Origin of the sequence: Marseilla massiliensis (assembly GCF_023336985.1) — a bacterium.
GTDB lineage: Bacteria > Bacteroidota > Bacteroidia > Bacteroidales > Bacteroidaceae > Prevotella > Prevotella intestinigallinarum.
In genome coordinates, this window is sequence record NZ_JAMBLP010000043.1 from 1 (window position 1) to 12,295 (window position 12,295).

Below are 12,295 nucleotides of genomic sequence, written 5' to 3' on the forward strand. Positions count from 1 at the left end.
TAAGAAATTCATTTAGGACACCATTATGAAAAGAATTCTTTTTCCATAAAACATTCTATTTTTCACTAAGAAAAGAGTAACTTTGCAACATCGAATCAAGTGTTCTTTGAGACATTGCAGAATAAAGAAAGGGAAAGAAACTCGCTCGTTTCCAACTCGTAACCCTTTTACCCTTTATTCATTCTTAGTTTGTTGATTATCTGAAAGATACAAAAATACTGAATCTTTTACGGGCATAATGTATATGCGGCTGGTTGGTCCATTCGTCTATACTTCGCCTTGAGACAGTAATCTTGCCATTAAAGTCAGGGTGAGAGAGAGATGCACCCTGGAGCGTTTGCCTTGCCGCTTTCTTTATATCCTTTATCTCCCCTTTTTCAGTACCATACAGGCATCCGTCAATGTAGGGGCAGTTGTAGCAGTCCTTTTGGCGGTTGGTGAATCCTCCGAGGATGCGGTTCTTGATGTTGGCCTTACGGTAGAAGCCGCACTTGGCGCACGATTCAGGGAAATACGGGTGATTGTCGCTGAAGGTGCGTCCGTCGCGCCCGGTGTTGTTTTCCAGTCCGCGCTGCGGCCTGAGCCCGTCGAATTCCGCCTTGAGTTCTGGCGTTGCCGTTTCGTCGGTCTGCTCGAGGGAGCACTTGCAGTTCCAGCGGTCGCCCGGATGATGTCCGTTCCAGAATGGGTCGCCGACAGGCAGCGTGAGGCGGCGTTCCCAAAAGGCGCGGTGCGAGCTTTCGGGTGTTGGCGACGTGGTAGGCATCCAGCGCAGGTTTGGCATCACGTCCTTGTCGCGTTCGAACCTTCGCCAGTCGGCGGCGTTATGGGCCCGTATGAGCGCCGTGTCGTACTCCGTGCGCAGCCATGCCCCGACATGGTGCGACGTGATGGGGGCCACTTCCTCCGCCCATTTGCCGAACGGCTTGAGCTTGCCGTCCGCGCCGATGAGCCTGGATGCCATGAGCCGCCCCATGTTGTGCACCTTGAACGCGGCGAAAACCTCGTTGGAATGCCTCAGCGCGGCATAGAAGCCTGTTTCGTGGGTAGGCGGCGCCCCGGCTTCGGCAAGCCCCTCCACCGTGGCGGAGTTGACGATGCGCAAGACCTCGCGCCACATGGCCGGCTCGACTCCGGCGGCCGTATCGAATTCCCGATATACCTTGCGCATGAACTCGGCCAGCACATCGGCGGAGAAAGAAAAGGAAGCCCCTGCCGACCTCCCCTGTGGGGAGGGGAAGTGAGGATGGCAGCAGGAGTAGTGCCCCTCGACATAATACAGGCCGTCAATGTCCTGGACTGTCAAGCCCCGGGATGCTCCGGGGCGATGCCGAAAAAAACGTTCAAACGCTGCTTGAATGATTTTTGACTGGCATTCCGGGAAGGCAGGGAGTTTTGGGAGGGCTGGGGAACGAAAGCCCGACGCGCGGCTTCCTTCTCTGCCAGTTTCTCAGCCTTGAGCTGTTCGTAGTTGTCGGGCTTCTTGACACAGAACGTATCGTAGAGATAGTCGTCGTCGATGGGCAGCCCCATGGAAGAGAGCTTCTGCACGATGTCTATTTGCTGCGACGGGTTGACCTTGTCCTTCTTGGCATAGACGAACTCCCCTCCCTCGACGTTGAAGCCGAGCGACGCGAAAACCGGGCGCATATATTCCAAGCTATAGATATGAAAAGGGCTTTTTCTATATTGAGATAATGATTGTCGCGCTCATTTGGGAGATTAATTCATCGAAATCACGCCTAATTCAATATTACGTCAAATAACTCATCATATAAGTTGGTTTATAAAATAAATCTATTTATATTTGTGCAAGAATTGATATGGATAATGTTTCCATTTCTTTCGTCTGTCGACAGGTTGTAGTATAAATCAGTTAAAATTAAAGTGTATGAAAAAGTTATTATCCATCGTGGTCATGATGTTCTCAATAGTGGGAGTGCGACCACTATTTGCTCAAACAGCCAAGTTTGTTTCCTTTAGAATTTCGAATATTCCGAATAAGCAAGGAAATGTGCTACTTGCAACAGCCAATGGCAAGCATTACGGTATGGCGGAGGCTTCCGATAGTGTTGTTACAATTTGTCTGAATGAGTTTCCTCTTGGAAAGCAGGCCATCTATGTTTTCCATGATGCAAACGGCAACTTCAAAATGGACATGTCCGATGACAAGTTGCCAATCGAGTTTTGTGCTGTACAGAATGTGCAGATAACCGAAGATGACCAAACATTCGAGATTAAGTTAGTTGATGTGCGTAAAAAACATGCCAATAATAATCAACCTATAAATCATTAATGAAATGAAGGAAAAAGAATTTACCGAGCAAGACAGTTTAGAACTGATTACTCAAATGATTCAGCAGAGCAAACGAAACATGAAAGTTGGTAACGGTAATATCTTGCTATGCTATGGTTATCCTGCAGTCATATTGTCAGTTGTTGTGTATTTTCTTGTACATACAACCGGTAATTCCGTATGGGCTGCTCTTTGGTTTCTCATGTTTACTCCCTCATTCTGGATTGCATTTCGGAAGAAAATAGATGTTAGTGTCATCACCCACATGGACAAAGCTATTAACAGCACTTGGCGCATTTTGGGACAACTCTTTTTCCTAACAGTGATTGGCCTGGCCTTGTTTGGATATCTGGCAGGGAAATGCAATTTTGGACTCATGTTGCCTTTGTCATTGTTGTATGCAGGCATTGGTGTCGCCATTACCGGAATCATCTCAGATTTTAAGCTGATGGTATATTCTCCATTGGTATCCTTTGCCATTTCTATATATATGCTGGCATCTATGGTTACCGGCAAGGAGGTGTCTGATTGGTGGAACTTGTTGTTTGGTGTATCATTTTTAGTGATGATGATAATACCTGGTCATTCGCTTAATCGTAAAATGTTAACGTCATGCTGAAGGAACTGAATCCGATTATTCATTCCCAACTAAGGTTGGCTATAATGACATTGCTGGTCTCGGTAGAGGAAGCGGATTTCAGCTACTTGAAAGAGCAGACCAATGCCACATCTGGCAATATCAGTGTGCAGTTGGATAAATTAAGCAATGCCGGATATATTCAGATAACAAAAGGATTTGTGGGAAAAAAGACGCGTACAACCTGTCGCCTCACTGAGCAAGGGAAGCTGGCAATGGAAGAGTATATTGCGACGCTCAAGTCCTATTTGAATCTGTAGCGCTTAAAACAAGAAGGAGTATCGTTATGCCGTCGAAGGCGAACGGTACTCCTTTATTTTAAATGTGGCAATCTTCTTTATTTGTGTGCGTACGCACTTATTGAACGCATCTATACATTTCATTTTATATGTAACAATCAAGGTAAACGAAGTAACTTGATTTGAAGTCCGTGTAAATAATAGAGTTGGAAATAGTCAATTGCTAATATTGCATTCAAGACATCGTTCATTTGACAATTTCGTCGTCAACTTACCAGCAGGGTTGGATGCTTACTGCTTATTTATCAAGAAACCATGCATACAAGTGAAAAGAAGAAAAGACACCCTATTATCACTCTTCTAAATTCATCGAACTCACGTTATCATAGGAAGAGATAACCACTCGCTTTAGGAAGATAGAAAAGGAGCATCGCAGGACATCCGTAGGCTTCGGGCTATTATTATTGCAAAGTTCCAAAGCTACGTGGACTATAATGCCGAGTTGGTGGAGCTGATGAAGCGCAAGTTTGGCGTGGAATTGATACAAACAAAAGGGAGCGCATCATATTTTGGATGCCCCCCTATGCTCATTGATTATTTCGCACCATCAAATATTATAGTTCCATTTTATAAAGCACGATGCTATCAGACTTTACATGGATATTGGTGCAATATTATTACTAATTTTTATGGAGTCATTTGAATACGGTGTTAAGTTAAGCATACAGATATTATCTTCAGATTCGCTACTCAATATAATTTGATCGTCTTCCTGAAAAAATACATATTTTCCTATACTTATAAGACCAACGGTATCACTAACCTCTACCACTATTTCACCAATCATAGGAGTTCGTCTATTATTAAGCCACTGCATAGAAATAGTTATGATACTATCATTGCATTGTAGTTGAGTTGAGAAAACTTCGTAGGTATAGTTATATTTATTCGCACAACTGACGAAAACCATCATAGGAAATAGCAAGAATATAATATATCTCATAAACCAACAGTTGTTTTTTTTGCCACGTTTTATCATTCGGCCTTTAAGTAACAGAGCGTTTATTGTATGGTAGACAATGGCTATTTCAGGATTTCCTTTGTGAATAGTCCACCTTTACGTATTATGTACAATCCGTTTGACGGTTTATCTATGCGCTGTCCGTTTATTGAATAATACTCTGTCGTGCCATCGTTTCCATTTTGCATACCATGTCGGCTAATTGCACTGATGTTTGATTTCTCAATAGAGATGTCGTCTAAAATTACGCTAATTGGTGAGCCTTCGTGAGCGATGGCACTAAGTTTCATTTGTGCCCTTTTTGCTCCATTTACATCTATGTCCAAAGAAATTTCGCGCCATTCTGGCTCTTCTCCTTCGAGACTCATAGAGGTGAATACCTGTTCCCCTTCTCCGTCATCGCGATTTACATAAGCTTGCAATTCGTTTTTCGAGCCGTCATCTGGTATGAAATATAGCCAGAATTTTATTGTTATGTTATTGAGGCTATTGACATTAATGTGCGGCGACACCAAACTCTCTGTCTGTCCGTCTGTTGAGTATCCGTAAAACTTGCAGCATGCCATGCCTTCGTCTTCCGTTTTAGGAAATACTGAAATGTAATCGTCATTAGGGAAATAGTAAATTGACGTTTGGCTCAGGAAATCCCAGGCTTCATAAGTGTATGCTTCATCTCTCTGTGTAGTCTCTGTTCTCCATCCTTTATGTTGCAGATATCCTTTAGCAAATGTTTCGTAAAACGGCATGCCTGATGGTTTACCAATACTTATTGCTTCTGATTTGGCTGCATTGAGCGATTGTCCTGCACTGTTTTCAGCAATCAATTTGTATCTGATGGAATGTTCCTCGTCAAATTCAGGAGTGTCAATATACTCCAAGCCTTTTATACCTTGGCCAACAACTTCTTCTGTATTGTCTGAATATATGCGCGACAGTGTGTATGTTGTGTTATTGAGGTCATAGTTTCCTCCGCGGCCTCCCAAAGCAGGAGCCTCCCATGTTACTATTGCACCATCGCCTTGTCTGCGGCATTGCAAATTCTGTGGACACCCCGGATAGTCAAGACCTACGTACACATTGGCTTCTGAGAAATCTCCTTTTCCTTCTTTTCCAACAAATGGCACGGCTCGGAAAGAATAAGCCTTGTCGAAGTCCAATCCCTCCAGTCGCCAAGAATAAGTTTGGCCCGGAGTGACATTTTCTATGGTATGTACATCTGAGTATTCAAACATACCTTCATATTTATATAGGTGTATGCTCAGTTGATTGCCATCAAGAGATTCTCCTGTCTCTGCACTCTCTGGGGCTGTGAATGTGAAGTCAACAAAATTTGATTTGTGGTCGGGTACGCTTGCTGTGAACGACGTTAGGCTTTTAGGTGTCATCCTGTATATACTTGGAGATATGACTGCTGACTGTGTAAATCGTCCACGAACATAGTGATAGAGTATTCATATTGCCTGTCGACTTCAATGTTGTTGTCAACGAATGCAATTACTGCCCCCGGCTTCGGTGAGTTTATTCGGCCCAGTTCTTCATCCGGCCATTCATCATCAGGAAAATGCCTCTTGATTGTGATGTATGAAATGTGTGTCAGGTCATACTGCACATACGTGTCCCAATCATACTCTGTTTGAGTTGGGGCTTCGGCTGTAATTGTTACAGTCTTCTCAGATGCGTTGTAAACGGCTTCTTGGTTTCTGACTCTTTCAGGGTTGAGCTTTTGTTCTTGGGCAAAAGAAGGCATGCTAAACAATATAGTAACTAACATGGCCATGATGGAGTGCAATTTGTTCATATTAATCGGAATTAAATGATATAAGTAGCTGTTCGAAATTAATCGATACAATTGGCCTTGCAGATGTCCTCTAAATCTTTGGCACCATCTTGTGTGCTCTTTCGGGCGGCATGCCAAAGTCTCATCGGTCGCGTAGCCCGCTACGGTCTATTTTGGGACTTTGGCATGCATCTCCGAAATAGTGCATAATTTGATGGCAATTAATTTTGAACACCTACTTATTGCAAATATACGTATATTATTTCATACGGTGCCTATCGGTTTAGCCGCATTTATAGCGTGATGCAATAATTGCGAACAAGCAACAAGGTAATGTTTGATAGTGAACAATTGGCTATTGGCTTTTTTGCTATCAACTATGTTGGAAGCATCATTAATCTATCTGCACTTTGTATTAAGGCATGTTGTCATATGCTATGAGGCGCGGTTGCTGACTGACTAACATTAAAAACATAAATGCCGCAGGAGATGACAGCAGAAGGCAATTGGCTTGTGGTTTGAAAGTTGGTATTGAAAACAAAATATGAATGCCTGTTAGTTTTTTAACAATGACCGACGAGGCAAAAATGGTCATCGGTATGTAGGCCCGCGTCGATTTTTTGTTATCGGCATACCAATCCTGGCCCATGTTACCGATGGAGGTTGACTGCTCAACGGTAGGATGGGCGTGCCTCACGCTGCGGCTGGCGGCGTCAGCCTTTGCATTGCCACACGCCACGTTGAAAATTATATTGTGTTCTTCGGCGTGCTGTTTATCAGACTGTTGGTTCCTCGACGGCCATGCTTCACTCATTGGAAAATGCCAGAGAGTGAGGCATGGCCCAAGTTTTTTACTGTTGCCGGCTTTCTATTGCTACAAGTGCCTTGCGCCAGTCTGTGTCTAATGAGAATCGGGTGGGGCTTGCTGCATTAGAGTAATAACTCAGTGTCAGTTCCGTGTCAGTATCGTTGAAAAGCGGATTTGAGTATGACGCATCCATAAATTGCTTTATCATCTCAATCTGTTGCTTTTCGGGTTTGTCATTGCTTTCGAGTATGTTTTTTATGAAATGGTTTACAAAGCTGTTCATGGCATAAGCCTGCCTGTCCAAGAAAGCAGTGGTGGAGTCGGGCATTTGCTCCCTCATCTTCATCATCAGGTAATCCAGGGCGTCGAGCTTAAACTGATTGATTTGCCTGATTAGTCCGTTTGAATCAGAATTTTCTACCTCGGCCTTGGCCTTATCCCTTATTTCGTTGTAAACGCTTTGAGCGTTGCTGCCAACATTCATGCATAGCAAAGCAACTATTGATAATATCAGCTTCTTCATGAAACGTTGTTTTAATGTTATACTTTTTTCTCTAATGTCAGTGTGTGGTCAATGCATGATGGAAGCTCCTCCATATAGTGCGTAACCATTATCAGGGTTTTGTTTCTGCGCCGGCAGAAAGTTTCTATTATGTCTTTCACTCTCTGCCTGTTGCCGTCGTCGAGCCCGTGCAATGGCTCGTCGAGCACCAATAGTTCCGGGTCTTTCACGAATGCTCGGGCAAGCAAGGCCAGGCGTTGCTGTCCGCTGGACAGCTTGAGGAACGGCCTGTCTTCGCATCCCTGCAAACCGAACACCCACATCCACCACCTGCAATTGTCCAACTCGGCTTCCGTGGGATTGCTGTATAGGCCCACAGACTCTTTCATGCCGCTCGCTACAATATTTATTGTGGGCAAGTTTTTCTTGTAAGCCCGGTGCATCTCGGGAGACACGTAGCCGATATGGCGCTTTATGTCCCAGATGCTTTCGCCCGAGCCACGCCTGTTGCCGAAAAGCGAGATGTCGCAGGCGTAGCTCTGAGGGTTGTCGGCGCATACCAGCGAAAGCAGAGTGCTCTTGCCAGACCCGTTCTTTCCGGTTACAGCCCAGTGCTCGCCGTTGCGTACCATCCAGTCGAGGCCGTCAAGGATTGTGCGCGAGCCGTATCGTATGCTCACATTTTTCATTCTCACAACCTCGTCTGCCGAATGCTCCGATGCCCTGTAAGGGTGCTGTAGCAGAGCTTGCTCGACCTCCCGTGGCAAACTGACGACCGAAGGGTTGCAGCTGCTTGCGAAGACGCTTCTTTCTACTTTTGCCTTCACCTTCATGCCAGCCACGTTGACAACATGGGTGATGTACGGTGGTATTTCGTTGTATTTTGCCAGTACCAGTATCAGTTGCAGCGCACCGTCGTGGCACAGCTCGCCCAACAAACCGTCAAGCTGCCCTCGGGCAGTGGCGTCGAGCCCTATGAATGGATTGTCGATTATAAGCAAGCGCGGCATAGACAACAGCGCCTTTATTATCTGAATCTTGCGCAACTCGCCGCTCGACAGTAGTATTATGTGCTTGTCGAGCGTGTGCTCAATGTCGAACATGGCATACAGATGGGCTTGCCACGACCGTGCTCTTTGGGCGTCGGCCCCGGCCAGTTGCATAGCGCTGTCAAGTATTTGCCTTGCTGTGGGCGTGCTCTCGTCAATCTCCTGTTGGTTCCAACGCTGCTGCAGGTAATATGTTGAGTCATTTTCGCCATAGGAGTCTGTAAACTGTATGTACTTGATGTTGTCCGAAACGAGCGGCTTGCTGCCTGGGCCGAAATCGTAGGTGGGGTTGTCGCCCAACAAAGGATGGCTTCCGGTAAGCATGTCGACAAACATAGTCTTGCCTCCGCCGTTGGGCCCGACGATGGCAATGTTTTCTCCCTCGAGAAGCTCAAAGCTTACAGGCGAGGCCAGCCGCCATTCCGGCAGGCGCGCAACACCATTGTGTATGGCTATGAGTTTTTGCATATTCTTTCCTGGTTCTTGTTGACAAAGTCTTTCCATCCCCTGTAGTGGGCCTGCGATACAGGCCTGTTAAGTTGCAGGAAATGGCAGTATGCTGCCCCAAGAGCATCGGTGGCATCCATGAAATCGCACATGTCGCGTTCGTTAATCTTGAGTATGCGCTGCAGCATTGCCGCCACTTGCTCCTTCGAGGCCTGCCCCTGGCCCGTGATGGCCATCTTTATCTTCATCGGTGCATACTCGTGTATGGGTACGCCGTGGCGTATGGCGGCGGCTATTGCCGTTCCCTGTGCCCTGCCGAGCTTGAGCATCGACTGCACGTTTTTGCCGAAGAAAGGGGCTTCGATGGCCATTTCGTCGGGCAGGTATGAATCTATTATCCCCGTCACGCGTTCGTAAATATGGCCTAATTTCATATATGCGTCACTAAACTTGCGCAAGTCTATGACGCCCATGGTGATCATTTGTGCCTTGTTGTCCAAGACTTTTAGCACGCCATATCCCATGAGATTAGTTCCGGGGTCAATCCCAAGTATGATTTTCTCCATGACAATGCAAATGTACAATAAATGGCAGGGCGGAGCAAGTTGTTGTGGTTAAAGAATCCAAATTGCCGTGGCTGCCATGCTCCATCTGGTTTCCTTATTTCAGGTATGGGTTCGACCTCAACTCGTCGGCCATCGTTGTTTGCGGCCCGTGGCCCGGCAATATGGTCGTTTCGGCAGGGAGTTGCTGGCTGACATGCCTCAGGCTCGACATTATGTCGGCATAGCTGCCTTGCCAGAGGTCGGTTCGGCCAATGCTCATCTGGAAAAGCGTGTCGCCCGAAAACGCCACCTTTTCTTCTTTGCAGTAGAAGAACACCGAGCCGGGCGTATGGCCTGGCGTATGCAGCATGGTGAACTTATGGTTGCCAAACTCCACAGTGTCGTCGTCGGCAAGCAGGCGGCCGACGGCCGGGATGCTTTCGTTGTCCATCTTATAGTTGCATAAAGCCATGGCCTGTTCGGCCATCCTGTCCATAAGGCCTGAGTCTTTTGAGTGTATTTCTGGTTGCAAGCCAAAGGCAGAAAATATGGTGTCGTTGCCGAAATTATGGTCTATGTGGCCGTGGGTGGCAATGAGGTGTACGGGGGTGAGGCCGTTGTCACGAATGTAGTTGACCACGGCTTGGCGCTCTTCGGGGTAGAACGCGCCACAGTCTACTATCACGGCCTCGCCGGTAGAGTCGCTAACAATGTAGCAATTCTCTTGAAACGGGTTTACCACAAAACGCTGTATGTTAAGCATAAGCCATCTGTTTAAATTGGTACGTATATGACATTTTTCCCCTTAAACCATTCTTCGTCAAACCAGTTGCTGATGGGTGTCACCTCAGCTATGTGGCGGTAGGGGTATACCTCCTGCTGTATGTCGCCGCCTTTCAGGCAAATTAGTCCGTTGGGCAGGGCGTTGCGCTGTTTCTTGGAAATGTTTTTTGTGATTATTTTCATCAAGTCGGGCAACTGCATCACGGCCCGGCTGACAACGAAATCGTACTTGCCGTTTTCCATCTCGCCGCGCAGTTGCATTGCGGTGCAGTTTTTCAGCTCAATGGCCTTGGCCACCTCCTGTACCACAAGGATTTTTTTGCCGGTGCCGTCAATCAGCTTGAAGTTGCACTCAGGAAACATTATGGCAAGCGGCACTCCCGGAAATCCGCCACCCGTGCCTATGTCGAGTATGGTCGTTCCGGGGCGGAAGTTTGCCATCTTGGCTATTGAAAGAGAGTGGAGTATGTGGTGTTCGTATAAGTTTTCAATGTCTTTGCGCGAAATCACGTTGATCTTTGCGTTCCATTCTGTATATAATGCTCCGAGGGCCTCCAGCTGTTTGCGTTGGGTTTCCGTGAGCTCAGGAAAGTATTTCAGTATTTCTTCCATAAACTTATTTTTTTAGTAAATTGTCAATGTCGTCGTAGCCGATTGTAAGTTCTGTTGTTCCCGTTTCATAGGGGGCTATCTCGTAGATGTTGTAAACAAAGGTAATGGCGTCGTTGCCGAGTATGAAGTTGGTAGAGACATGCATGTCCGACGAGCAAAGATAGCCTTTGTCGCGCAGCGCGTCGATGTCGGCAGCCCCGGCCTTTTCCTTTAATGCCTGCAGCAGAAGGTCGGTCAGCTGCCTTTCATATCCCGGCACGAAGACGTCGGCCAGGCTTATTGCGTTGCCTGTAGAGCAATCGAAATTGGTCACAGTCTGGGTCTTGATGCTGTGGGCTCCACCCTCAAAATATTCCCTTGTGGCAATGTAAGCCACTGTCCCCGCTTTTTCGTGGCGCACTTCGGTGCCCAGCTTATACCAATACTCATACCACGGGCGTTTTGAAGGGTCAGAGCGGTCTACCTTGTAGAAGGGTGTCAGGTAGTCAACATAGTCGTGCGTGTATGACGATGCAAACGAGTCGGCTGCCTGCCTGAGGCTCAAACCTTGCATGTCGAACAGCATGGCTGCTATCTGTTTGTTTATCTTTATCCCTACAGAGTCGTCGGCTGAGGCATAAGCCACAGTCATGTCAATCTTGCACGCCGGTGCATCTGGCGCTTTGTCGAGAGGGGCCGACATGCTGACTTCAAATTCACTGAAGTCGACATCGGCCTTTTTTTCATTGCCGCAAGACGCCCAGAGACACGACGCGGCAAGCAGGCTCAGTGCCACGGCTTTCGCGGCTTGTTTTTTTATAGTGTGTGTTAGCATGTGGTGTAATTATGTCTAATGGAATGCAAACTTACTAAAAATGGGCGAGAAAATGCAATTTAGCGACGGGAATCTTGCATTGCGTTGGTCGAAGAGGTCGCGGTTCACCCAAAATGGATAGTAGACTATGGTTCTGTCCGGTCGGTATGTTACTGCTGTGGCACTTTGGCACAAATAGGTTGGCAAGCCGCTTAGCGTCGTATTTTGCATCTGATATGTACTTTCAGAACTTCCACCGCCACATGCCGGCATGCTGTTTCCCGCTTTGTACATAGGCTGCAAGCCGCTCTTTCGCCGTAGAATCCGGCCCATCAGCTCTGCAAATGAAAGCAACAGCCGGCGGCAAAAATTCCGTATTAAGGTTTAACGCCAGGCTGCTACCTTCCATTGTGTCAGGCAGATGTGCGGTTTGACGGCACGGGTTAGTGCATGCTTTTGTGGCTGTAAATTCATTGCGGCAAAGGTGTCCAACTCATGTGGATAGCTAAAATGTATATGCCGAAACGGCAATTATAAAGAATTTTTGAGTAAATCTGTATAAAGAATATACCCCGTTGAAATCAAGAGGGTTAGAAGAATTACCTTGTTCTGGGGTAATGAGTAGGCAACCGTCCTAATTGCCGTGGTCTGCATCGTTTTGCTTGTTCGGGTAACTCTTACGGAGGACAAAAGTACAAAAAAACTGAAGAAAGAATATCTATGCCTTTCTTTCTTCTGTTTATAAATGGAACAAAACGAAAATCAAATAGTTCAGTTGCTATCTAC

15 protein-coding genes and 1 pseudogene are annotated in these 12,295 nt (G+C 46.5%); 4 read left to right on the forward strand and 12 right to left on the reverse strand.

The annotated features are described in order from the left end of the window. Positions 1–196 precede the first annotated feature (196 nt). Positions 197–1,306 carry a hypothetical protein gene (locus M3089_RS15320; RefSeq protein WP_249085129.1) on the reverse strand — a complete coding sequence of 370 codons (1,110 nt, stop codon included), beginning with the start codon at positions 1,304–1,306 and terminating at the stop codon, positions 197–199. Next, a complete protein-coding gene (locus M3089_RS15325; RefSeq protein WP_249085131.1) occupies positions 1,303–1,650 on the reverse strand; it encodes a phage portal protein family protein in 348 nt (115 codons plus the stop codon). The genes M3089_RS15320 and M3089_RS15325 overlap by 4 nt, the downstream gene beginning before the upstream one ends. Before the next feature lie 241 nt (positions 1,651–1,891). Between M3089_RS15325 and M3089_RS15330 the strand changes: the two genes are divergently transcribed. From M3089_RS15330 to M3089_RS15950, 4 genes and pseudogenes are all read left to right on the forward strand, one after another. After that, positions 1,892–2,296: a DUF2141 domain-containing protein gene (locus tag M3089_RS15330; protein ID WP_249085133.1), complete on the forward strand. Its 405-nt coding sequence runs from the start codon at positions 1,892–1,894 to the stop codon at positions 2,294–2,296. Between the two features lie 4 nt (positions 2,297–2,300). After that, on the forward strand, positions 2,301–2,915 hold the full coding sequence (locus tag M3089_RS15335) for a hypothetical protein (protein WP_249085134.1): 615 nt from the start codon (positions 2,301–2,303) through the stop codon (positions 2,913–2,915). Further along, entirely contained in the window at positions 2,909–3,193 is a 285-nt protein-coding gene (locus M3089_RS15340) for a winged helix-turn-helix domain-containing protein (RefSeq protein ID WP_205110093.1), read from the forward strand. The genes M3089_RS15335 and M3089_RS15340 overlap by 7 nt, the downstream gene beginning before the upstream one ends. Positions 3,194–3,398: 205 nt before the next feature. Then, positions 3,399–3,536, forward strand: a pseudogene (locus M3089_RS15950) (IS982 family transposase); the annotation flags it as partial. 288 nt (positions 3,537–3,824) lie between these two features. Here the strand turns inward: M3089_RS15950 and M3089_RS15345 are convergent. The 10 genes from M3089_RS15345 to M3089_RS15390 all read right to left on the reverse strand — a co-directional run bounded on the left by M3089_RS15345 (position 3,825) and on the right by M3089_RS15390 (position 11,491). Continuing rightward, positions 3,825–4,175, reverse strand: coding sequence for a hypothetical protein (locus M3089_RS15345; RefSeq protein WP_249085136.1), 351 nt, complete (start codon positions 4,173–4,175; stop codon positions 3,825–3,827). Positions 4,176–4,255: 80 nt separating this feature from the next. Further along, positions 4,256–5,578, reverse strand: a complete 1,323-nt coding sequence (locus M3089_RS15350) for a fibronectin type III domain-containing protein (protein ID WP_249085138.1) — start codon at positions 5,576–5,578, stop codon at positions 4,256–4,258. Next, on the reverse strand, positions 5,575–5,991 hold the full coding sequence (locus M3089_RS15355) for a hypothetical protein (protein WP_249085140.1): 417 nt from the start codon (positions 5,989–5,991) through the stop codon (positions 5,575–5,577). The genes M3089_RS15350 and M3089_RS15355 overlap by 4 nt, the downstream gene beginning before the upstream one ends. A 394-nt stretch (positions 5,992–6,385) precedes the next feature. Further along, complete coding sequence (locus M3089_RS15360) at positions 6,386–6,784, reverse strand: hypothetical protein (RefSeq protein ID WP_249085142.1); 399 nt, start codon at positions 6,782–6,784, stop codon at positions 6,386–6,388. Between the two features lie 37 nt (positions 6,785–6,821). Beyond that, complete coding sequence (locus M3089_RS15365) at positions 6,822–7,301, reverse strand: hypothetical protein (RefSeq protein WP_205110081.1); 480 nt, start codon at positions 7,299–7,301, stop codon at positions 6,822–6,824. Between the two features lie 17 nt (positions 7,302–7,318). Then, positions 7,319–8,797 carry an ATP-binding cassette domain-containing protein gene (locus M3089_RS15370; RefSeq protein ID WP_249085144.1) on the reverse strand — a complete coding sequence of 493 codons (1,479 nt, stop codon included), beginning with the start codon at positions 8,795–8,797 and terminating at the stop codon, positions 7,319–7,321. Beyond that, entirely contained in the window at positions 8,782–9,342 is a 561-nt protein-coding gene (ruvC, locus tag M3089_RS15375; RefSeq protein ID WP_205110071.1) for a crossover junction endodeoxyribonuclease RuvC, read from the reverse strand. The genes M3089_RS15370 and ruvC overlap by 16 nt, the downstream gene beginning before the upstream one ends. Before the next feature lie 94 nt (positions 9,343–9,436). Beyond that, a complete protein-coding gene (locus tag M3089_RS15380) occupies positions 9,437–10,084 on the reverse strand; it encodes an MBL fold metallo-hydrolase (RefSeq protein ID WP_249085146.1) in 648 nt (215 codons plus the stop codon). A gap of 11 nt (positions 10,085–10,095) precedes the next feature. Continuing rightward, positions 10,096–10,716 (reverse strand): 16S rRNA (guanine(527)-N(7))-methyltransferase RsmG, encoded by a 621-nt coding sequence (rsmG, locus tag M3089_RS15385; protein ID WP_249085148.1) that lies wholly within the window; start codon positions 10,714–10,716, stop codon positions 10,096–10,098. 4 nt (positions 10,717–10,720) lie between these two features. Then, complete coding sequence (locus tag M3089_RS15390) at positions 10,721–11,491, reverse strand: RsiV family protein (protein ID WP_249085150.1); 771 nt, start codon at positions 11,489–11,491, stop codon at positions 10,721–10,723. Positions 11,492–12,295 lie beyond the last annotated feature (804 nt).